18 protein-coding genes are annotated in these 20,689 nt (G+C 64.2%); 6 read left to right on the top strand and 12 right to left on the bottom strand.

Going from position 1 to position 20,689, the window contains the following annotated elements:
* Nucleotides 1–2 precede the first annotated feature (2 nt).
* The gene (locus tag JAB8_RS24240; protein WP_070291771.1) at nucleotides 3–602 is read left to right on the top strand and encodes a 2-hydroxychromene-2-carboxylate isomerase; all 600 of its coding nucleotides are present in this window, start codon (nucleotides 3–5) and stop codon (nucleotides 600–602) included.
* 2 nt (nucleotides 603–604) lie between these two features.
* Here JAB8_RS24240 and coaD read toward each other — a convergent pair whose 3' ends face one another.
* The 5 genes from coaD to JAB8_RS24215 form a co-directional block, all read right to left on the bottom strand.
* Entirely contained in the window at nucleotides 605–1,753 is a 1,149-nt protein-coding gene (gene coaD, locus JAB8_RS24235) for a pantetheine-phosphate adenylyltransferase (protein WP_070291770.1), read from the bottom strand.
* A 96-nt stretch (nucleotides 1,754–1,849) separates the two neighbouring features.
* Entirely contained in the window at nucleotides 1,850–3,181 is a 1,332-nt protein-coding gene (locus JAB8_RS24230) for an ATP-binding protein (RefSeq protein ID WP_070291769.1), read from the bottom strand.
* Between the two features lie 2 nt (nucleotides 3,182–3,183).
* Nucleotides 3,184–3,843: a response regulator transcription factor gene (locus JAB8_RS24225; RefSeq protein ID WP_070221454.1), complete on the bottom strand. Its 660-nt coding sequence runs from the start codon at nucleotides 3,841–3,843 to the stop codon at nucleotides 3,184–3,186.
* Between the two features lie 73 nt (nucleotides 3,844–3,916).
* The gene (locus JAB8_RS24220) at nucleotides 3,917–5,434 is read right to left on the bottom strand and encodes a Do family serine endopeptidase (RefSeq protein WP_070291803.1); all 1,518 of its coding nucleotides are present in this window, start codon (nucleotides 5,432–5,434) and stop codon (nucleotides 3,917–3,919) included.
* 247 nt (nucleotides 5,435–5,681) lie between these two features.
* A complete protein-coding gene (locus JAB8_RS24215; protein ID WP_070221455.1) occupies nucleotides 5,682–6,146 on the bottom strand; it encodes an Hsp20 family protein in 465 nt (154 codons plus the stop codon).
* A gap of 208 nt (nucleotides 6,147–6,354) precedes the next feature.
* Here JAB8_RS24215 and JAB8_RS24210 point away from each other — a divergent pair, with 208 nt between their 5' ends.
* The 3 genes from JAB8_RS24210 to JAB8_RS28700 all read left to right on the top strand — a co-directional run bounded on the left by JAB8_RS24210 (nucleotide 6,355) and on the right by JAB8_RS28700 (nucleotide 9,501).
* Nucleotides 6,355–8,238 carry a M61 family metallopeptidase gene (locus JAB8_RS24210; protein ID WP_070291802.1) on the top strand — a complete coding sequence of 628 codons (1,884 nt, stop codon included), beginning with the start codon at nucleotides 6,355–6,357 and terminating at the stop codon, nucleotides 8,236–8,238.
* A gap of 70 nt (nucleotides 8,239–8,308) precedes the next feature.
* Nucleotides 8,309–8,659: a hypothetical protein gene (locus JAB8_RS24205; protein ID WP_034783462.1), complete on the top strand. Its 351-nt coding sequence runs from the start codon at nucleotides 8,309–8,311 to the stop codon at nucleotides 8,657–8,659.
* Nucleotides 8,660–8,742: 83 nt separating this feature from the next.
* Nucleotides 8,743–9,501, top strand: a complete 759-nt coding sequence (locus JAB8_RS28700) for a hypothetical protein (RefSeq protein ID WP_083287908.1) — start codon at nucleotides 8,743–8,745, stop codon at nucleotides 9,499–9,501.
* Here JAB8_RS28700 and JAB8_RS24195 read toward each other — a convergent pair.
* From JAB8_RS24195 to imuA, 4 genes are all read right to left on the bottom strand, one after another.
* On the bottom strand, nucleotides 9,491–10,264 hold the full coding sequence (locus JAB8_RS24195; protein WP_070291768.1) for an alpha/beta hydrolase: 774 nt from the start codon (nucleotides 10,262–10,264) through the stop codon (nucleotides 9,491–9,493). The two genes, JAB8_RS28700 and JAB8_RS24195, sit on opposite strands and share 11 nt — an antisense overlap.
* A 70-nt stretch (nucleotides 10,265–10,334) precedes the next feature.
* Nucleotides 10,335–11,039 carry a glutathione S-transferase N-terminal domain-containing protein gene (locus tag JAB8_RS24190; RefSeq protein WP_070291767.1) on the bottom strand — a complete coding sequence of 235 codons (705 nt, stop codon included), beginning with the start codon at nucleotides 11,037–11,039 and terminating at the stop codon, nucleotides 10,335–10,337.
* A gap of 81 nt (nucleotides 11,040–11,120) precedes the next feature.
* A complete protein-coding gene (locus tag JAB8_RS24185; RefSeq protein ID WP_070291766.1) occupies nucleotides 11,121–12,608 on the bottom strand; it encodes a DNA polymerase Y family protein in 1,488 nt (495 codons plus the stop codon).
* Nucleotides 12,538–13,248: a translesion DNA synthesis-associated protein ImuA gene (gene imuA / locus JAB8_RS24180; RefSeq protein WP_070291765.1), complete on the bottom strand. Its 711-nt coding sequence runs from the start codon at nucleotides 13,246–13,248 to the stop codon at nucleotides 12,538–12,540. Before imuA ends, JAB8_RS24185 begins: the two co-directional genes overlap by 71 nt.
* Before the next feature lie 206 nt (nucleotides 13,249–13,454).
* Here imuA and JAB8_RS24175 point away from each other — a divergent pair, with 206 nt between their 5' ends.
* Entirely contained in the window at nucleotides 13,455–14,720 is a 1,266-nt protein-coding gene (locus tag JAB8_RS24175) for a putative Na+/H+ antiporter (protein WP_070221461.1), read from the top strand.
* A 51-nt stretch (nucleotides 14,721–14,771) separates the two neighbouring features.
* Here the strand turns inward: JAB8_RS24175 and JAB8_RS24170 are convergent, their stop codons facing one another.
* From JAB8_RS24170 to JAB8_RS24160, 3 genes are all read right to left on the bottom strand, one after another.
* Entirely contained in the window at nucleotides 14,772–16,805 is a 2,034-nt protein-coding gene (locus JAB8_RS24170; protein WP_070291764.1) for a GNAT family N-acetyltransferase, read from the bottom strand.
* Nucleotides 16,806–16,888: 83 nt separating this feature from the next.
* On the bottom strand, nucleotides 16,889–18,103 hold the full coding sequence (locus JAB8_RS24165) for an MFS transporter (protein WP_070291763.1): 1,215 nt from the start codon (nucleotides 18,101–18,103) through the stop codon (nucleotides 16,889–16,891).
* A 288-nt stretch (nucleotides 18,104–18,391) separates the two neighbouring features.
* Nucleotides 18,392–19,579: a PHB depolymerase family esterase gene (locus tag JAB8_RS24160; RefSeq protein WP_070291762.1), complete on the bottom strand. Its 1,188-nt coding sequence runs from the start codon at nucleotides 19,577–19,579 to the stop codon at nucleotides 18,392–18,394.
* 412 nt (nucleotides 19,580–19,991) lie between these two features.
* On the opposite strand from JAB8_RS24160, the gene JAB8_RS24155 reads away from it, so the two are divergent.
* Nucleotides 19,992–20,576, top strand: coding sequence for a PRC-barrel domain-containing protein (locus JAB8_RS24155; protein WP_070221465.1), 585 nt, complete (start codon nucleotides 19,992–19,994; stop codon nucleotides 20,574–20,576).
* Nucleotides 20,577–20,689: the final 113 nt, after the last annotated feature.

Here is a 20,689-nt window from a genome sequence, read left to right as displayed (position 1 = left end):
CCATGGCCGCACTGGAATTCTGGTTCGATTTCGGCAGCAACTACAGCTATCTGAGCGCCATGCGCATCGAAGCGCTGGCGCGCGAAAAGCAGGTCCATGTGATCTGGAAGCCCTTCCTGCTGGGCGTCGTCTTCAAGGCGCTGGGCTGGCAGGCATCGCCCTTCATCTTGCAAAAACTCAAGGGCGACTACACGTGGCGCGACATGGCGCGCCAGTGCGAAAAGTACGCGTTGCCATGGCAGCAGCCCAGTTCCTTTCCCCGCACGGCCCTGTTGCCCATGCGTGTGGCCTTGATCGGCGCGGACCAGGGCTGGATCGCGCCATTCGCGCGCCGCATGATGACGATGAATTTTGCCGCGGACCGCGATATCGACAACATCGAGGCCGTCAGCGAAGCCTTGAAGGAACTGGACCTCGATGCGCGCGCCGTCCTGGCGCTGGCTTTGACACAAGACAACAAGCTGCGGCTGCGCCGCCAGACCGAGCAGGCACAAGCGCTGAACCTGTTCGGCGCCCCCAGCTTCGTCAGCAACGGGGAATTATTCTGGGGCAATGACCGGCTCGAGGATGCACTGCTGCATGCGGCAGCCAGCCGCCGTTAAACTCAACTCCCCGTCAGCGCCGCGATCTCTTTCCGCATGTTGTCTATCGCCCGCTCGTTGTACTGGTCGGCGAAATACGCATCGCCAAACAGCTGGCCCGCCTGCGCCTTGGCGCTCAAGTGCTGCAGGGCCAGGCCCCGCTGTTCATTGAAGCGCACGGGGTCCACGTGCGCGTATTCTCTTCCGATGGCTTGCGTGTAGGCGTGGTACACCTCTTCATCTTGCCCGAGGATGGCCAGGTCGGCGCTGAGCATGGCGTCTTTCAACGCGTGGCTGATGCCGGGGCCCTGGAAATGGTCGGTGGCGCGTATCAATTGCGCCACATCCTGGTTGTCGCCCGCATCGAGGCCGCTGGCCAGCCACAGCTGGGCACTCGCCTCTTCGCTCGAATACAGGGCATCATCGTCGTGGCTGTAGACGGCGTCGTGGAACCAGAACGCCTTCTTGACCAGCGCGCTGTCGCGCTTGGGCGCATAGGTGTTGTCGGCCCACACGCGGATTTCGGACAGGCCGTGCACCAGATGGTCGAGGTTGTGATAGTGGCGGTCCGCGCCGCCATACGCCTGCGGTCCCGTCAAGTGCGCGAACCAGTGATCCGCCAGCGCGACGTCGGCCTGCGAGGCGGTCGCGTAGTGCCACAGCGCTTCCCACTCCTTGCGCAGGCAGTCGAGTATCCATGCCTGGTAGGCCGGACCGGGAACGAATTTCTTCATGGTCCAGTTCCAGCCGACAGGCCCTTCCAGCGCCTTGACGAAACTGGAACTGACGGAGCCGAGGTCGCGCGGCGGCATGACGAAGATCGTCTTGGCGCCCTGCAACACGTCCACATTGGTTTGCTGGATCAGGTTTTCATAGTCGAAATCGGCCGTCGTGCGGATGCCGCGGATCAGGTAGTCGCAGCCGTGCTTTTTCGCCGCGCGCGCCGTGTAGTCGCCCTTGACGATGACCACCTGCACATTGTCCCAGCCGCACTCGCGCGCGCTCTGCTCGATGATGCGCTTGCGGTCTTCGGCGGGAAATTGGGGACGCTTGGCGGGGTTTTGCGACAGGAACACGATCACCTCGTCGGCGAGCGAACGCGCTTCGCCGATCACCCACATGTGGCCGTTGGTGATGGGGTCGAGGGTTCCTGAAAATCCGATTCTCTGCATGCTGCGCTCCGTGGTCTGGTTCTGCTTGTTTCGCAGACAATATAGGGCCACGGCGCGCGCGTCAATGCAACATGCCAAAGATGACGATTAAAACGCTCATTTCACGGCTTGCGGGAATTCCACGCGCACGCACAGGCCGCCCAGGCGCTCGGATTTGTCGAGCACCAGGCGCGCGCCATGGCGCTCGGCGATGGCCTTGATGATGGCCAGGCCCAGGCCGCTGCCGTTGGCGTCCGTGCCGGGCACGCGGTAGAAGCGGCTGAAGACGCGCTCGCGCTCTTCGGGCGGGATGCCGGGGCCGCTGTCTTCCACCGATAACGTCACGCCGACGGGGCTGGCGCGCAGGTCGATGTCAACGGTGCCGCCCTGCGGCGTGTACTTGATGGCGTTGTCGACCAGGTTGCGCAGCATGATGTTGAGCGCGTCGGCCTGCCCGGCCACCTTGGCCGGGTCCATGTGGTGCAGGCCCAGGTCGATCTTGCGTGCCTGCGCGATGCCGGCCATGTCGCCCAGCGCGCGCTTGACGACGTCGTTCAAGTCCACCGCCTGCAGCTGGTCGCCGCTGGCGGCGCTCGCTTCCTGGCGCGCCAGCACCAGCAGCTGCTCGACCAGGCGCGTGGCCCGCTCGATGCCGGCGCTCACGCGGCTGATCGCCAGGCTGCGCTTTTCTTCCGATTCGGCCCGTTCCAGGCTCAATACCTGCAGTTTCAATGCCGCCAGCGGCGTGCGCAATTCATGCGCGGCATCGGCGACGAAATGCTGCTGTGCGTCGAACGCCGTCTTGACACGGCCGAACAAAAGATTGAGTTCATGCACCAGGGGCCGCACTTCGTCGGGCAAGCCCGCTTCCGATACGGGAGATAAATCGTCCGCCTGGCGCGCCGCCACCTGCTTGCGCACGCGCGAGACGGGCGCCAGCGAACCGCTGACGACCCACCACACGACGAGCATCAAGATAGGCGCCATCAGGGCAATCGGCCCCACCGTGCGCAGCGCCAGGCTGCCGGCCATGCGCTTGCGCACGGCCATGTCCTGGGCGATCTGCACGGTCTGAGAACTGGTTTGCACGGAAAAGATGCGGTAAGTCGTGCCGTTGGCTTTCACGTTCGAAAAGCCCAGCACGGCGCGCTGCGGCAGTTCCGCGCGCGTGATCGAGCGGAACACCTGCACGCCGTCCGGCGTCCACACCTGCACCACCATGTCGTTGTTGACAGGGTCGGCCGGCAAGGCTTGCGCGTGGTTGGCCAGCGGCGCGCCGGAGCGCAGCGACAGGGCCATCTGCTGCATGTGGTAATCAAAAATCTGGTCGGCGTCGTACAGGGCGCTGCGGTAGGCGATCGACGCCTGCGCCAGGGCCGCCATGATGATGGCCGCCAGCAAAAACCACAGCAGGCGGCCGCGCAGCGAGTGCGTCACCGTAACCTTCATCCTCATGCCTTGGGCACCATGTAGCCGAGGCCGCGCACGTTCTGGATCAAGTCGCTGCCGAGCTTCTTGCGCAAGCCGTGAATATACACTTCCACGGCATTGCTGTTGACTTCATCTTTCCAGCTGTACAGTTTTTCTTCCAGCTGCGCGCGCGACAGCACGATGCCGGGGCGCGCGATCAACGCTTCCAGCACGGCCCATTCGCGCGCCGACAGGTTGACGGGATGGCCTTCGGCGATCACTTCGCGCGTCAGCGGATTGATGGAGACGCCCTGGTGCTCGAAGACCGGTTCCGGCCGTCCCGAGGCGCGCCGCAGCAGGGCGCGGATGCGCGCCAGCAGTTCGTCGAGGTCGTACGGTTTTAATACGTAATCGTCGGCGCCCGCGTCGAGGCCGGCGATGCGCTGCTCGACGGCGTCGCGCGCCGTAGCGACCAGCACCGGTGTGTCGAGCTTGCGCAAACGCATCGAGCGCAGCACGTCGAGACCGTCCTTGCGGGGCAAGCCCAGGTCCAGCAGCACCAGGTCATAGGTCTGCGTCTGCAGGGCCGTATCGGCCATGTCGCCATCCTTGACCCAGTCCACCGCGTAATGCTCGGCGCGCAGCAAGTCGAGCACCACCTCGCCGATCATCGTGTCGTCTTCTACCAGCAATAGCCGCATGGCCGCTCCTTTTTTATTTATTTGCCCCATAGCGGAAGGCTGGGGTCAGACCCGGCGGGTCTGACCCCGGTATTTACCCCAGCCGCACGGGGATGAATATCTTGTCCGGGCCGCGCTGTATCAGCAAGGCGACCGACTTGGCGGATTTCTCCACCACGTCGCGCACCTGCTCGACCGTGTTGACGGGACGGCCATTGACCGACAATAGCACGTCGCCCGGCTGCACTCCGGCATTCGCGGCGGCACCGCCCGCGTCTTCCACCAGCAGGCCGGCGCTGATGCCCGCCTCGCGTTTTTCATCCGATTGTAACGGACGCAGGGCCAGGCCCAGCTTTACCTTGCCGGCGGCGCTGTCGCTCTTCGCCACGTCGGCCACCTTGTCGGCCGCATTGCCCAGGGTTGCCGTCAGGCTGACGATCTTGCCGTCACGCCAGACATCCATCGTGATCTTGTCGCCTGGCAAGGACGTGCCCACCAGCGCCGGCAAGTCGGCCGAGCCGATGATGCGCTGGCCATTCACCTTGCGCACGACGTCGCCCGATTTCAGGCCCGCCTTGTCGGCCGGGCTGCCCCGCTCGACGTTGGCCACCAGCGCGCCTTCCGGCGTGGCCAGCTTGAACGAGTCGGCAAAGCCCTGGTTGACTTCCTGCACCGTCACGCCCAGCTTGGCATGGCTGGCCTTGCCCGTGGCGACGATCTGGTCCTTGATGCGGCCGGCCAGGTCGATCGGGATGGCGAACGACAAGCCCTGGAAGCCGCCCGTCTGGCTGTAGATCTGCGAATTGATGCCGACCACTTCGCCGCGCGTATTGAACAGCGGACCGCCCGAGTTGCCGGGGTTGACCGCCACGTCCGTCTGGATGAACGGCACATTGCTGTCGTCGGGCAGGGAACGGCCCTTGGCGCTGACGACGCCGGCCGTCACCGTGCTGTCGAAACCGTATGGCGAACCGATGGCCAGCACCCACTCTCCCACTTTCAGGTCGCTCGAATGGCCGAGCGGCACGACGGGCAGGTTATTGGCATCGATCTTCAGCACGGCGATATCGGTCTTCGGATCCGTGCCCAGCACCTTGGCGCGGAATTCGCGGCGGTCGTTGAGCTTGACGGTCACTTCGCGCGCATCGCGCACCACGTGGGCGTTGGTCATGATGACGCCGTCGGGGCTGACGATGAAGCCCGAACCGAGGCCGTGCGTGGGCACGTCGCGCCCGCCCCGCTGTCCGCCTTGCGGGCCCTGGAAGCGGCGGAAGAATTCGAAGAAGGGGTCGTTGCCGAAGTCGTCGTTGCCGGCCTGGGCCGATGGGTCGTAGGCCACCTTGGTGCTGCCCGTGACGCTGATATTGACGACGGCCGGGCTGTTGCGCGCGGCGATCTGGCTAAAATCGGGCAAGGCCACCAGCGGCGCGCTGGCTGCAGGCGCCACGGCGGCAGCCACGGGGGCGGCGGGGGCGCCAGCGGCGGCGGCATTCGCGCCGGCATTGTTCTGATGCACCACCATGGCGCCGCCGGCGCCCAGCACACCGATCGCGGCCAGCGCGGCTACGGTGCGTTTGATTTTCAGGGATGCGGTATTCGTTTGCTGTTCCATGAATTGCTCCTCATTCAATGAGATTTTGATGTATGCAATATTGGGCCACGAGTCTTAGGCGGTGCTTAACATTTTTCCATTTGGAAACAGGCATTTGCGCCTTTAAGCAGGGTTTAATCTTGCGTGCCGCATGACAATCAATGGAAGCCCGAACGGGCTCCGGACGTGACACTGGCCGGATCAACCGGCCAGTATTTTACTGCATGAGAGAAGCTAGCCCGGGCGCCCTAGGGGCGCCGCGATCAGATCAGGCTGCCTGGCGCTGTTCCAGCACACTGACGGTATCGCTGCCGGTGCCGGTACCGATCTCGATCTTGCGCGGTTTCAGCGCTTCCGGCACTTCGCGCACGAGGTCGATGGTCAGCATGCCGTTTTCAAACGTGGCGCCCGTGACCTTCACGTGGTTGGCCAGCTGGAAACGCTGTTCGAAGTCGCGGGCAGCGATGCCGCGGTGCAAGAACGTGCGCTCGACGCCATCTTTCTGCTTGCGGCCCGTGACGTGCAGCGAGTCGCGTTCGGTGATGATGTCGATTTCTTCGCGCGAGAAGCCAGCCAATGCCATCACGATACGGTATTTATCTTCCGACACCAGTTCGATGTTGTAAGGCGGATAGCTCGGTTGCGCATCGGCGCGTTGTTCGTTGAGCAGCTGTGCCAGGCGGTCAAAGCCGATGGCGGAACGATACAGAGGAGCAAGGTCAAAAGTACGCATGATAAATATCCTTTTCAAATGAAGCGATAAGAGGGGCGGACCTCACCATGAGCATCCGCCTGTTACCGATATACGGCCTCTCCAGTCCCTTTCAAGGCCTTGAAATTGGCGTAAAACGCCCCAGACGGCCTCAAATTTGTAAGAAATTTTTACAGAATGCTAGACTCGCCCTTTGTCCTCCCCGCCGCCCCGTCCCATGCCCCGCTCCATGCCCTATTCCCGTGCCGTCCTGTCCCTGTCCTTCTCGCTTCTCGTTTCCACTGCGGCCCAGGCCGCCTCGCCCACTGCTCCCCCCATCGTGCTGCAGGTGGACGCCAGCAATGTGGCGCAGCAACTGTTCAGCATCCGCGCAAGCATTCCCGCCGCGCCCGGCAAGCTGACCTTGCTGTATCCGCAATGGGTACCGGGCAACCACGGCCCCAGCGGCCCGCTGAACCAGCTGGCCGGCCTGCGCCTGTCCGCCAACGGCGCGCCCCTGGAGTGGCGGCGCGACCCCGTCAATATGTTCGCTTTTCACCTCGACGTGCCGGCCGGCGCCACGGCCGTGGAAGCGCAATACCAGCTACTCTCGCCCGTCGACACGAGCCAGGGCCGCATCACCATGACAAGCGCCATGCTGGGCGTGCAATGGCATGCGATGACCCTGTATCCGGCCGGGCGCGCCGCGCGCGACATTCTCGTGCAACCGAGCCTGACCCTGCCGGCCGGCTGGGAATTTGCCAGCGCCCTGGAAGTGCGCGCGCGGGCGGCCACGCCGGCCAGCCAGCAAGTCGATTTCGAGCCGCTGGACCTTGACACCCTGGTCGACTCGCCCGTCTTTGCCGGCCGCCATGTCGAGCGCATCGACCTCGACCCGGGCGCCAGGGTGCCCGTGCTGCTGAACGTGATGGCCGACAGCGCCGACAGCCTGGAGGCGTCGCCGCAGCAAGTCGAACAACACCGGGCCATGCTGCAGCAAGCCTACAAATTGTTCGGTGCACGCCACTACCGCCACTATGATTTCCTGCTGGCCTTGAGCGACGAGTTCGGCGGCATCGGCCGCGAACACCTGCAGTCGAGCGAAAACGGCGTCAAGCCCGGCTATTTCAGCGAGTGGGACAAGAACGAGGCGGGCCGCGTGCTGCTGCCGCACGAGCTGGTGCACTCGTGGAACGGCAAGTTCCGCCGTCCCGCCGGTCAGGACACGCCGGATTTCAACACGCCGCTGCAAAACAGCCTGCTGTGGGTCTACGAAGGCCAGACGCAATATTGGGGCAATGTGCTGGCGGCCCGTTCCGGCCTGGTGGCGCCAGCCAACATGCGCGACCTGTTCGCCGCCACGGCAGCCCATTACGACGTGATGCCCGGGCGCAGCTGGCGCACCATGCAGGATACGACGAACGATCCCATCATCAATGGCCGGCGCCCCATAGCCTGGAGCAGCTGGCAGCGCGACGAGGATTACTATATGGAAGGCGCGCTGATCTGGCTCGACGTCGACACCACCATCCGCGCACTGTCCCGCGAGCGCCGCTCGCTGGACGACTTCGCCCGCAGTTTCTTTGGCATGCAGGATGGCAGCACCACGCCCCTGCCCTACACCTTCGAGGATGTCGTCGCGGCCCTGAACGCCGTGCAGCCGCACGACTGGGCCGCCTTTTTTCGCACGCGCCTGGAGAGCCACGGCCCCGGCGCACCGCTCGATGGCCTGGCCCGCGCCGGCTGGAAACTCGTCTACCGCGACACGCCGACGCCCTTCCTGAAAGCGAATGAAGAGCGCAGCAAGAGCACGGACCTGAGCTATTCGCTGGGTTTGACGATCGACAAGGACGGCAAGCTGGACAAGCTGCTGTGGGACGGCCCCGCCTTCCAGGCAGGTTTGTCCGGCAACACGACCTTGCTCGCCGTGAATGGCACGGCTTACACGCCCAAGCTGCTGAAGGCGGCCATCCAGGCGGCCAAGGCCAGCCCGCAGCCGATCAACTTGCTGGTCAAAAAGGGCAAGCAATTCCAGACGGTAGCGCTCGACTACCACGGCGGCTTGCGCTACCCGCAACTGGAACGCATCGCCGGCACGCGCGACCGCCTGTCGGCCATCCTGCAGGCGCGCTGAGGCGGAGATTGCCCGGCGATTTTGTGCCGCGCCCCCTATGCGGGACCGGCTTTTGGTGTATGCTGGCGGCATGAACAATGACACCGACATCCAGCTCAGCGGCCCCTTCAAGGCCACCGACGGCTCCGGCCGTGCCCATGACATCAAGGCCATCCGCATCTTCGACGAAGGCTACGGCATCATCGACGTCTACGTCGATTTCGCCGCCCCGCTCGAAGCGGGCGCCTACAAGGACAAGACCCTGGTCGGCCACATCCTGGCCCGCCTGCGCAGCCTTGGCTACGTGGGCCCCGACTTCGGCCATGGCGACCTGGGCTTGCAAGACAAGAAACTGATCGTCCTGGAAGCGCCCGAGGAATTTTCCGCCTTTGCCGTCAGCAAGGGCTGGAAGGATCTTTCGGCCGAGTTTGACGAAGACTGAGCCTTCGCCACCGGAACGCCATCATGCGCCGCGCCTGCCCCTGCAGGGGCGGCGTTTTTCATCGTCCCCTTGCTCCTTTGCCCATGTTCCTGCTCTTTCTGCGCACCTGCGCCCTGCCCTTCCTGTTTTGCATGCTGGCCGGATGCCAGCAATCCGACATGATCAAGGACTTTGAACAGATAGTCCCGCTGCAAGACCAGCAGCTGGCGCGGCATTACAGCGATCTGCTGCGTGAAAAACAGCTGGACTATGTGCGCATGGCAACCGAGCCGGGCAATAACGGCGATCAGATCCGCCAGGCGCTGCCCGCCTTGAGCGCCGCCTTCCCGGCAGGCGAGCCCCAGTACGTCAAGGTGGTGGGCTACCAGCGCATTGAACAGCGCGATATACCGCAATTGCTGCGTATCAGCTTCGAATATGCCTATCCGGAAAAATGGATCGTCAGCACCATCGTGCTGAGAAAATATGGCACTGACGCCACCATCATGGGCTTGAGCGTGGCGCCGCAGACGGCATCGCTGGAACAGCAGGCGACCTTCACGCTGCGCGGCAAATCGCTGCGCCACTACGTGGTGCTCGGCGCTGCCATCCTCTCCCCCATGCTGATTTTGTCTGCCCTCGTGTTATGCCTGCGCAGCAAGCTGACCGTGAGAAAATGGCCCTGGTTGCTGTTCATCAGCATCGGCTTCGGCCAGCTGTCGCTCAACTGGGCGACGGGACAGTATTTATTCCTGCCCAGCGCCTACCAGCCCTGGACATTCATCGTCTCCTTGCCGCTGGGCGCCATCGTGTTTCTGCTTGTCAGAAAAAAACTGGCCGCGCCTGCAAGCCTCATGGCGTAGGCGCAGCCTGCAGATAGCGCGCGCTCCACGCGGCGATGACGTTGGCGACATAGGCCGCATCATTGCGCCCCGTCAATAAGTGGTCGGCGTCGTCGAGCGAGACGAAGCTTTTCGGGTGCTTCGCGGCAGTAAAAATATCCATCGCGTTCGACAGGCTCACCGTCGTGTCGTTCGGCGCGTGCATCACCAGCAGGGCGCGGCGCAGGCCGGCGATGTGCTCCTTTAAACTGTGGCGGCCCGCGTCGTCGACGAATTGCTGGCGGATGCGGAAGGGCCGCCCTTCCAGCTGCACCAGCGCTTCGCCTTCGGCAGCGATTCGCTCCAGATGCTCGCTGAACATGCGCGTCACGTAGGCGGGCGTGCTCGGCGCGGCCAGGGTGGCAATGGCGGTGGCTTCCGGCACGTGCGCGGCGGCCGCCAGCACGGCGGCGCCGCCCAGGCTGTGGCCGATCAGCAATTGCGGCGCAGCATGTTTTGCCCGCAGGAAATCGGCGGCGGCGATCAAATCGTCCACATTCGACGAGAAATTCGTGGCGGCAAACTCGCCCTCGCTGGCGCCCAGTCCCGTGAAGTCGAAGCGCAGCACGGCGATGCCGTGTTCCGTCAAGCCTTGCGCGATGCGCCGCGCGGCCAGCACATCCTTGCCGCAGGTAAAACAGTGGGCGAACAGCGCGTACGCGCGGATGGCGCCGTCGGGCGCGTCGAGGCGCGCCGCCAGCACATGGCCGTGCGCGCCGGGAAAATCTTGCCGGGTGGATTTCATTGTCTCAGATCAAAGCTGCCGCGCAGGGCGGCCGATGGCGCATTGTAGCGCCGCCCGGCCGCCGCCTGTTTTAACCACGCTTGGGAATATCCACGCCCCTGGCAACGGCTGGCCTGGCCAGGAACGCATCCAGCGCACGCCGCACGTTCGGGAAATTATCAAAACCGACCAGGTCGCCCGCGCCATAGAAACCCACCAGGCAGCGCACCCACGGGAAGATGGCGATATCGGCAATCGTGTACTGACTGCCCATGATCCAGTCGCGGCCCTGCAGGCGCTGCTCGAGCACGCCCAGCAAACGCTTCGCTTCGCCCAGGTAGCGTTCGAGCGGACGCTTGTCTTCGTATTCCTTGCCGGCGAATTTGTGGAAGAAGCCCACCTGGCCGAACATGGGGCCGATACCGCCCATCTGGAACATCAGCCATTGGATGGTTTCGTAGCGCAAGCCCGCATCCTGCGGCAGGAACTTGCCCGTCTTTTCCGCCAGGTACAGCAGGATGGCGCCCGACTCGAACAGGGCCAGCGGCTTGCCGTCGGGACCGTTCGGGTCGAGGATGGCGGGAATCTTGTTGTTGGGATTGAGGGACAGGAAGGCGGGCGACAGCTGGTCGTTTTGCTCGAAGCTGACCAGGTGCGGCTCGTACGCCAGGCCCAGCTCTTCCAGCAGGATCGAGACCTTGATGCCGTTCGGCGTGGGCAGCGAGTACAGCTGCAGGCGCTCGGGATGCCGGGCAGGCCATTTTTGGGTGATGGGGAAGTCGGAAAGCGGTGTCATGGATATCCTTCATTTCAATTAAAGACGCGGCGCAAGAAAGCAAGTATAGCCAAGCATGGCAGTTTCAGCAGGACACCGCCTTCAGCCAAACAGACCATGCAAAAACCAGCGCGGCGCGGCGTCTTCTCCGCTGCCGGCGATGCGTTCGCGGTAGACCCAGTAGTGGGCATGGTCGAGGCCTTCCGCAATAAAATAATCGCGCGCCTGCGACTGGCCCCACCAGCCCGCTTCGATGCGCTCGGCAACGGACACCATTTTCAAGGGCGAGCCATAGAAGGGACGGTGTTCGCGCATCAAGAGGGCGATGGGCTGGGCCAGCAGCCAGCCGGGACGGGGCATGCCGGACAAGCCGGGCGGCAAGTCGGGTGGCGCGTTCTTGCCACTGCCCCTGACCGGCAGCGGCAGCCACTGGTTGGCCGCCTCGGGGCGGTAATCGGCGCGCGGTGCGGCCTGCAAGACATTGTCTGTGCCCAGGCGCGCCACCAGCAATTCCAGCAGGCGCTGACGCTCCTGCGGCGTGCCGCCCGGCTCGGGGAACAGGCTCTCGCTGGGCGGCGCCATCGCTTGCACCTGCAGCGCTTCCAGGCTCAAGCCGATCACGGGCGCCTCCAGCGCCAGCTGCGCCAGGCGCTCCTTGAGCAGGCGCACCAGATGCTCGTCGCGCCAGACGGCTTCGCCCAGCGCCAGGTCGATGACGGTGGGCGGGCGCGCCACCCTGCCCCGTTCGTGCGCCAGCAGCAGCTGTATGCGCTCGACGGCAAATTGCCGCGCGCACAGCCAGCCCGTCATTTGCTGCAGCAGGCGGCGCGCGCCGAACAGCAGCGCGTCGGCGTGCTCCACGCGGTCGAACAGTTCCAGGCTGGCGCGGAACGTGGGCGGCGCTTCGAGCCAGACGAACAGTTCCGTGCTGTGGCCATGCGCGTCGTCGAGCATGGCCAGCAAGGCCCCGCCGCAGCGGCGCTGCAAGCCGGGCCGGGGCAAGTGGCGCAACTGCCCCAGGGTGCGGCAGCCGATGCCCTCGAACCAGTCGAGCCAGGGGCGCGCGGGCGGCAGCAAGGCGCACGGCAAGCCATCGAGGCGGCGCACGAGGCTGGCCATGCTCAAGGTCCGGCCCCGGCGCATCCCGGCGCGCGCCAGCAGCCAGGCGCCGCGTGCCGTGGGGGCGCACGACAGCTGGGCCGTGTAGCCGAGCGCGCGCAAGCTGGCCGCGATGTGCCGGCACAGGGCGCGCACGCCGCCGAACAGGCGCAGGCTGGCGCCCGCGTCGACGAGCAGGGTCGCTTCCTCGCCCTGCGCCACCAGCGGCGAATATTGCAGCAGCGCCAGCGCCACCGCCTGCAGGGCCTGCGCTTCCAGCTCGGGCGAGCGCTCGTGCAAACGCGCCTGCGGTGCCAGCATCAGCGCGCCCGCGCGGCGCATGCCCGACCGGATGCCGGCGGCCAATGCCAGCGGCGACAGGGCCATCACTTGCTCCTGCTCCAGCACCACGCCGAGGCTGTCAGCCGACCAGCGCGGGCAAAACACTTCGAGCGGGAGCCGGGGCAGGTACAGGCCGATCCAGAGTCGCATGGCGCAGCAGTAAAGAAGGAGGTTGCAGGGGCAGGAACAACGGCGCGTCGCGCTGCGGTCCCCGGCGCTTGATGAAGCCGATCTCGATGCCGCCGGCGGCCGGACGCACGGACAGGCGCAGCGGCGCGGGCGACGCATCCTGCGCGCCGTGCAGGGGGCGCAGCATGCAGAACAGGGTGTTGCCCGACTGCGCCGCCAGGTGCAGCCGGCGCAGGCTGTCGGCGCGCACGTGCGATTGCCAGAACAGCAGGGCGCCGCACGTGCCGCTGCGCAAGATGTTCTCGGCCGCCCACAGGGCATCCTTGCTGCCGGCGCTTTTGAGCCACAGCAATTGCGACGGCGCCAGCCCCTGCGCGGCCAGGGCCAGCGCCTGCGGCGGATGGGGCGGCTGCAGCAGCACGATGGGCAAGCCCGGCAGCTGCGCCAGCGCGGGCGCCAGCAGCCGCAATTCGCCGCTGCCCGGCTGCTGCACCAGCAGATCGATAAGGCTGCCGCTGGGCCAGCCGCCGCCGGGCAGCTGCGCCGACAGGGCGGCAAAGCCCGTATCCAGGCAGCGCGCGGCGCCCTGGCCCAGCTGCGACGCACGCCACAGGGACGGGTGCAAGGCTTCCGGCGACGCCATCAATTGGGAATGTTGCATAATTGAATATCAAGATGAATACTGTATGCATATACAGTACTATCCGGACCCGCTTTTGGCAAGGCTTATCTGCGCAGCGCCTGCCCGCAGGCCGCTCCGCCATGTCCGAAAAACCCCGTTTCTGGCATCGATTGCTGTACCATAAGCACTCTCCTTACCGCTCGGCAATGCACCGGGCGGCTTCCTCCGTCCATAAGGAAACGCATTTGACCACCATCCAACTCATCAGCGCCATCGTCTTCGGCCTTGCGCTCATCCACACCTTCGCCGCCAAATCGTTTGAAACATTATCGCGGCGCCACCCCCGCCATGCGGGCTTGCTGCATCTGCTGGGCGAAGTGGAAGTCGTGTTCGGCTTCTGGGCCTTCATCCTGATCATCATCATGGCCTTTGTCTCGGGCAGCGATGCGGCCATCGAGTACGCCGAGTCGCGCCATTACACGGAACCGCTGTTCGTCTTCGTCGTCATGGTCGTGGCCGCCTCGCGCCCCGTGCTCGACGCCGTGCAGCGCCTGTTGAAAGGCGTGGCGCGCGTGATGCCGCTGCGCACGGAACTGGCCCTCGTCTGGCTGGGCCTGGCGCTCGTGCCGCTGACGGGCTCCCTGATCACGGAACCGGCCGCCATGACCCTGGCCGCGCTGATGCTGGCGCCGCAAATCTTCCGCCCGGGCATCCCTGAATGGCTGAAATACGGCGCCTTGGGCGTGCTGTTCGTCAACGTTTCCATCGGCGGCACCCTCACCTCGTATGCGGCGCCGCCCGTGCTGATGGTAGCCACCACATGGAACTGGGACAGCGCCTTCATGGCCACCCATTTCGGCTGGAAAGCCGCCATCGCCGTGCTGGTCAATGCCACGGGCGTAAGCATATTGCTGCGCAAATACCTGCATAGCAACACCTCCGACATCAAGCCGAAAGCCGGTGAAGTCGAAGCGCCGAAAGTGCCGCTGGCCGTCAGCCTCGTGCACATGATCGTGCTGGCCGGCGTCGTCACCCTGGCGCATCATCCCGTGCTGTTCATCGGCCTGTTCCTGTTCTTCCTCGGCTTCGTGCAGGCGTATGAGCGCTATCAAAGCCCGCTGATCCTGAAAGAGGGTTTATTGGTCGGCTTCTTCCTCGGCGGCCTGGTGGTACTGGGCGGCATGCAGCAATGGTGGCTGCAACCGATCGTCTCGAGTCTGAAGCCGCTGGCCCTGTTCTTCGGCGCCCTGGGCTTGACGGCGATCACGGACAATGCAGCCCTCACCTACCTCGGTTCGCTGATCGTCGGCATGACGGACGAAGCGAAATACATGCTGATGGCCGGCGCCGTGGCCGGCGGCGGCCTGACCGTCATCGCCAATGCGCCGAACCCGGCCGGCGTGGCCCTGCTGCGCCGCGGCTTCAAGGATGAATCGATCGGCGCCGTCGGCCTGCTGGCCGGCGCCCTGCTGCCGACGGCCGTGGCGGGCCTGGCCTTCCTGGCCTTGTAAGCACCCTCGCGGGGCGGCTGCCGGCCGCCCCTGCTCTCCCTCAGTTTCCCCTCAGTTTCCCTCATACACGAGGAAATGCAGCCGGTCATAGAACAGGCTGTAGGCATAGTCGAACGTGCCCACGCTGCGAAAACCCTTGTGCAGATACACTTGCAGCGCTTCGCTCTTTTCCCACACCGTCAGGGTGATGCGCGCACAGCCCTTGCGGCTGGCCAGGTCACGGATTTCATGGAACATTTGCCGGAACAGGCCCTGCCCGCGGTATTTCTCGTCGATGGCCAGGCTGCTGACGAAACAGTCGTCGGCGCGCGCATGCGCGAGCACGAAGGCGTCATACGCATCGTCGAGCGCCTTCATATCGTCACGGTAATATGACACGGCGCCGCAGGCCTGGAACTCGTCCATCGTCGCGGCCGTGAAAAAGCCGATGAAGCGCTCGTCCTCGTCATGCAGGCCGTGGATGTGCGCCAGATACGGATCGATGTTTTGCCGCCGCTGCAATTCGACGAACTGCAGATTGAGTTTATTGCCGAACGAGCAGTATTCCAGATAACTGGTGGCAAACAGCAGTTTGGCCATGCGGTTCTTCGCCTCGTCGCCCAGCAGTTCACCTGCCACCAGCTTGAGCGGCGCATGCGACAGCAAGCCCGCCTGCGCCTCGTCACCTGGCGGGGCGGCCTCGCTGACGGCCGGCATGCGGCTGCCGTGGCGGCCGACGGTGGGGCGCCAGAAATTGCCGGCGGCAATATGCTGAGAACGGTGGGCCAGCAGGTAGCGGCAAAAAACGTCATTTACGCGATCGAGCTGCGGATCGCTTGAGAGCACCGAGTAATAGTGGAAGTGATCGATGTCCGCCCGCAGCTGGGCCGCATACGCCATGCGCGGCACTTCCTCGATGTCGAACACGTCGACGATGTCGGGCAGGCGCAAAGGATCATCGAGTTGCCAGTCGATCTCGTCGAGCCGCGCCACGCAGCGCGCATACGCGCGCCGCTCTTCGTCGCTCAAGGGGATGTGCATGCCGGTAATGATATCGTCCAGCAAGCGCATGCCGCGGATGCCGCCCGCCACCGCTTCGCGCACGCCGTCATACAGCACGCAATAGCGCTGGTAGAACTCGGCATGGCTGAGCAGGGTCACGCCCAGATTTTTCTTCCATTCCGCATAGAACTGGCCGAACAGCTGCGCCTCGAATTGCGGACAGGAACGGGGAATCTGCGCATCGATGCCCGCATAGGCGAGGTTCACATTACGCTGGATCACGCGCAACGCGGCGTCGTTTTTCTTGGCGATCAGCATGCCCGTTTCATCGAGAAACAGATTCATCCAGCTGACATGCCGGCGCTCTTCGCTGTCATCACTCTTGCGCTGGAAATAGTCGGGCACTTCCGGCTTCATCAGGAAAATCGTCGCCGGATTGTGCGGGATCGTATCGACGTCCATGTACATGCCGCCGTATTCGCACATGATGAGGATGCGGAAATAATCGGACAGGGTGGCGAAGTAGCGCTGCGTATGCAGGATATCGAGAATGTCGAAGCGGGCCGGCGCGAAGTCGAGCGCCAGCGCGCGCAGCGAATTGATGTGCAGGGTCGTGCCGCCGATGGCATAGCGGCCTATCGTGTAGCGCCCGGCGCCGCCCGTGGGGCTGAAGCGTTCGTCATTGCGCAGCTGCTGCGCATCCCACACCCACAGGATGGAGACATACGGCGCGCCGCCGTTGTGCCGCACTTCTTCCAGCGCCGCGCCCCACTGCCCGATCGCGTCAAATGCGATGGCGGGCAGCGGTCCGCCCATCCAGATGCGGTGCAGGTAGCGCTCGTCGTCACCGAGGGCGCGCGTGGGGATGCAGCTGAGCGAGGAACAGCTTGCCGCATTGAAATGGTTAAAGTTCAGACCGACGAAGCTGCGCAGGGCGGCGATCCCCGCCTGGTGTTCCGCGGCCAGTTGTTCCAGATCAATGCCAGGGGGCCGCACATCGGCCAGAGTGATGTAATCGAGCTTCAGCCGGTTGATGCGGAACTCGTATTCCAGGTTGAAAATCTTTGCTTGATCGTGTTTCGAGGCCAGGTCATCTATTTTCATGGGCGCACCATTTTCCGCAGGAGAGTGTCAATAAACTTCGCAGGAGGTAAAACAAGGTCGACAACATGCGCATCGCTGCGCCATCAGTGCCGGGCGAGCAGCACCTCGCTTTCCCGGCGCCCCGCCATGCCCCGCGTAAATAGCAGCAGGCAGGCGGCGATGACCACGATGACGGGGATATTGAGCAGCGCATACGTTTCCAGCGCATAGCCGAAACGCTGGCACAGCACGTTGTACAGCTGCAGCCAGGCGGACAGATAAATGCAGTACAACAAGCTCATGGCAGCCGTCGTCAAGGTCACCGATTCCTTGCTGGCCGTAATCGCGCTGCGTATCAGGGCGCCATTGAACAGGCCGAAGCCGATGGAATAGACAAACATGCAGGCGGCGAACACGTCGACGTGATGGCGGCCCGCGCCGGCGCCCAGCATGCCGGCGGCCGCGATCAGCCCGCCCAGGCGCAGCAGATGGACGAGGGGGAAATCCTGGCGCAGGCGCTGGATGGCGATGCTGCTGAGGACAAAGCCCGACAAAATCACGCATTGCAGGGCGATATACGTGGCGTAGGAGGCGCCCATTTCCTGCAGCACGAAGATGGGCGAGAAACCGATCCAGGCCGTCAGGGGCACGGTGGCCAGCCCGGCCGTAAACATGCCGAACATGAAGCGCTTGTTGCTGAAAATGGCCGCGTAGCTGCGCACGATGGCGGCAAGGTCCAGGCGCGTGCCCCTGGGGGCCGCGCGCGGCATGGTCTTGAACAGGCCCAGCAAGGACAGCAGCGCCAGCAGGCCGGAGAGGAAAAAGACGTAGCGCCAGTCCAGCCGGCTGATGATGGCGCTGCCGAGGATGGGACCGGCCAGGGGCGCGAGGATGGTGGTGCTCGACAGAATGCTGCTGAGCTTGACGGCGGCCATGTCGTCGAACAGTTCATGGATCATGGCATAGCCGACGAAGATGAAGCAGCAGCCCATGCCCTGGATGAAGCGCACGGCGAGAAATTGCTCGATCGAGGCGGTCAATGGCACGGCCAAGGTGGCCAGCAGGAACAAGGCATTGCCGGTCAACACCAGCTTGCGTTTGCCGATGCAGTCGGCCAATGGCCCCAGGAAAATCTGCAGGGAACTGCCGCCCAGCAAATACAGGCTCAGGGACAGGGGGACAAACTTTTTCTCCGCCTGGAACTCGTCGACGATGCCCAGCATCGCCGGCATGATCATGTCGTTCGACAGATAGATGTTCAGTTCGAAGACGAGAAAAAACGCAAAAAACCACAGCAACTGCTTGGACTTGATGGACATGGCGCGTTCCGTAACGTGGGTGGCTGCCGTCAGTGCATGCCAGCCGTCGGGGCATGGGACGGCGGACACATCTCACACTGAAAACGTATACCAATTGTATACCAATTAGTATTTTTAACGCCGATTTTTGTGATTTTTAAATACCGCAGCAATACCACTTACGATAATTCCATGGCATTGCGGGAATGGCGCCTGCCCTGAAAAGGGCGCGCCAGCATGCCGGCGCGTTGGCGCGGGCATGCCGGGAAGGGAAAAACGATGCGTACCAGTGGGCGCGCGGCGAGCCGCTTACCGGCGGCGGTGGCCGGCGAAGAAATCGAGCAGCATCTTGCTGGCGTCGGGCTTGGCCTTGTCGTTGAACGGCAGGCTGGCGTCGCCGCCGCTCCACGCGTGCTCGAGGTGCTCGACCTGCGCCACGCGCAGCAGCACCTGCTTGCCCACCTGATAGTCGTGCAGCGCATAGGCATGGGCCGGATTGCGCCCGCCCGCAGCCCCGCCGGGCAGGCGCTGCGCCGTTACCAGCGTATCGGCGGGCATGCGGTTCACGCGCACGCTCTGGCGTACCAGCTGCGTCTGGTTAATGGGACGCACCACCTTGTCGGCCTGCCCTTGCAGCAGGATGGTGGGCAGGCGGGGGAACGCGGGCTGGCGCGCCAGCACTTCATCGATGGCCGCATCGGCGCGGGCACTGGCGCCATGCTGCATCACGCCCAGCGCGCCGATCAGGTTATGGCCGGCGCCAAACACAGGACCCGAATGCAGGCCCAGCGCGGCGAACAGATGCGGGTGATTCAGGGCCACGATATGCGCCATGCCGGCGCCGGCGGAAATGCCGCAGATATAGATGCGCGCGCGGTCGATCGCATAGCGGGCCGCCACCTGCTCGATGGCGCCGACGATCAGGCGCACGTCGCCGCCGCCCTCCTGCGTCAGCTTGTCGTACCACTTCCAGCAGCGGCGCGCATGCGAGCGCAGCGATTGCTGCGGATACAGCACGGCATAGCCCTTGCGCTCGGCCAGGCGGTTCATGCGCGTGCCGTCGGCAAACTGCGTGGCGCTCTGCTCGCAGCCGTGCAGCATCACCAGCAGCGGCCGGCCACGGCTGCGCATGGCGGCGCTCGGCGCTTTTTCGGGCAGGTACAAAAAATAAGGCAGGCGCCGTCCGGGCAACTGCCCCAGTTCCGCCAACGGCGCGTAGTGGGCGGCCAGCCACTTGCCCGGCGGGGGCGCCGTTCGCTTGCGCACGCGCGGTGGCGACAGGGGCGTGGCAAACGGCGCCAGCGAGGGCACGGCGTCGCTGGCGGGCCTGGCGCGCGGCGTCGGCCTGGTCTTGGCCACAGGCTTGCTGCGGGGCTTGGCCCTGGGCTTGGCAGGCACGGGCCCGAACAGCACCTTGGCCAGCTTGGTTGCCGTGCGCTGCTGTGCCTTACCGGCGCGCAATAGCCCGCGCAGCCATTTGGTGGCGGGCTTTACCATGGCGCTCGGCGCGCGTGTCTTGGTGGAGCGTACCGCAAGTTCATCCCTCTGCATCGTTGCATCGTCAGCATGTGCGGCCTCCTCCGTAGAACGCATAGAGTACCGCAATTGGCCGACCACACCGTACGTTTGCACACGGATAAAAGTGCCGCTAAGTAATCCTCAGGAAATTATTGTGAATTTATGACGAACAGAACCGGATGCTATGCAAGGCGTCCACTGCAACGCAGTGCGAGCACTGCTAGCAGTGGGCAAGCCTCGTCGGCCACCTTGCAGAGCGCCGGTTATGGAAGTCAGAAATCATAATAATTTATTGGGGGTTACTTAACACCATTGAGGCAGATCAAACGCGAACAGGTGCGTAAGCTTAATCTGCATGTTCGATCAGCATTTCACCAGAGGAGAGAACACCATGAGCTATCTGGACCGCGACATCCTGGGCATGTACCGCAACCACGACGGCCCGGGGCCAGCCCTGATGGGGGCCGACACCCTGATCGGGGACGAAGTCTACAATCACAACGACGAGGAGCTGGGTGACATCAAGGAAATCATGCTCGACATGCGCACCGGCCAGATCGCCTATGCCGTGCTGTCGTTCGGCGGCATCCTGGGCATGGGCGACAAATTGTTTGCCGTGCCCTGGGAACGCCTGACCCTGGACACCGTCAACAAGCGCTTCCTGCTCAACGTGGACAAAGACCTGCTGAAAAACGCTCCCGGCTTCGACAAGAACAACTGGCCCGACATGGGCAGCGATGCCTGGAACCAGCAGATGGAAGCGTTCTATGGCAGCGGCACGCGCTACAGCAGCGGCGCCATGGCCGGCAGCCGCATGCCATCGGGCAGCGACCTGCGCGGTGGCGCCAGCCTGCAATCGGGCAGCGAAGGCAGCCTGTCCGGCAGCTCCATGAGCGGCAGCCGCGCCGGCACCAGCAGCCAGAGCGGCTCGCGCTCATCGCTCAGCGACGATGATCTCAATAAAGATAGAACGTAGATCGGGCAGACCGGACAGGTCGCACTGGTCGGGTAGGTCGGGCAGGTCGGGTAGGTCGGGTAGGTCGGATTAGCGGCGCAGCCGCGTAATCCGACACCACCAGCGACACCGTT

This window comes from Janthinobacterium sp. HH106 (assembly GCF_001758725.1).
Lineage (GTDB): Bacteria > Pseudomonadota > Gammaproteobacteria > Burkholderiales > Burkholderiaceae_D > Janthinobacterium.
Note: the sequence above shows the minus strand (reverse complement) of the source record. Positions and strands in the feature narration are given on the sequence as shown.

Excerpts from the sequence above, each read along its gene's own strand:
- JAB8_RS24205 (WP_034783462.1), top strand. The coding sequence starts at position 8,309 with ATGAACAATGACACCGACATCCAGCTCAGCGGCCCCTTCAAGGCCACC.
- JAB8_RS24195 (WP_070291768.1), bottom strand. The coding sequence starts at position 10,264 with ATGAAATCCACCCGGCAAGATTTTCCCGGCGCGCACGGCCATGTGCTG.
- coaD (WP_070291770.1), bottom strand. The coding sequence starts at position 1,753 with ATGCAGAGAATCGGATTTTCAGGAACCCTCGACCCCATCACCAACGGC.
- JAB8_RS24225 (WP_070221454.1), bottom strand. The coding sequence starts at position 3,843 with ATGCGGCTATTGCTGGTAGAAGACGACACGATGATCGGCGAGGTGGTG.
- JAB8_RS24230 (WP_070291769.1), bottom strand. The coding sequence starts at position 3,181 with ATGAAGGTTACGGTGACGCACTCGCTGCGCGGCCGCCTGCTGTGGTTT.
- JAB8_RS24165 (WP_070291763.1), bottom strand. The coding sequence starts at position 18,103 with ATGTCCATCAAGTCCAAGCAGTTGCTGTGGTTTTTTGCGTTTTTTCTC.
- JAB8_RS24215 (WP_070221455.1), bottom strand. The coding sequence starts at position 6,146 with ATGCGTACTTTTGACCTTGCTCCTCTGTATCGTTCCGCCATCGGCTTT.
- JAB8_RS24220 (WP_070291803.1), bottom strand. The coding sequence starts at position 5,434 with ATGGAACAGCAAACGAATACCGCATCCCTGAAAATCAAACGCACCGTA.
- JAB8_RS24160 (WP_070291762.1), bottom strand. The coding sequence starts at position 19,579 with ATGGTAAAGCCCGCCACCAAATGGCTGCGCGGGCTATTGCGCGCCGGT.
- JAB8_RS24185 (WP_070291766.1), bottom strand. The coding sequence starts at position 12,608 with ATGCGACTCTGGATCGGCCTGTACCTGCCCCGGCTCCCGCTCGAAGTG.
- JAB8_RS24170 (WP_070291764.1), bottom strand. The coding sequence starts at position 16,805 with ATGAAAATAGATGACCTGGCCTCGAAACACGATCAAGCAAAGATTTTC.
- imuA (WP_070291765.1), bottom strand. The coding sequence starts at position 13,248 with ATGCAACATTCCCAATTGATGGCGTCGCCGGAAGCCTTGCACCCGTCC.
- JAB8_RS24190 (WP_070291767.1), bottom strand. The coding sequence starts at position 11,039 with ATGACACCGCTTTCCGACTTCCCCATCACCCAAAAATGGCCTGCCCGG.
- JAB8_RS28700 (WP_083287908.1), top strand. The coding sequence starts at position 8,743 with ATGTTCCTGCTCTTTCTGCGCACCTGCGCCCTGCCCTTCCTGTTTTGC.
- JAB8_RS24240 (WP_070291771.1), top strand. The coding sequence starts at position 3 with ATGGCCGCACTGGAATTCTGGTTCGATTTCGGCAGCAACTACAGCTAT.
- JAB8_RS24210 (WP_070291802.1), top strand. The coding sequence starts at position 6,355 with ATGCCCTATTCCCGTGCCGTCCTGTCCCTGTCCTTCTCGCTTCTCGTT.
- JAB8_RS24155 (WP_070221465.1), top strand. The coding sequence starts at position 19,992 with ATGAGCTATCTGGACCGCGACATCCTGGGCATGTACCGCAACCACGAC.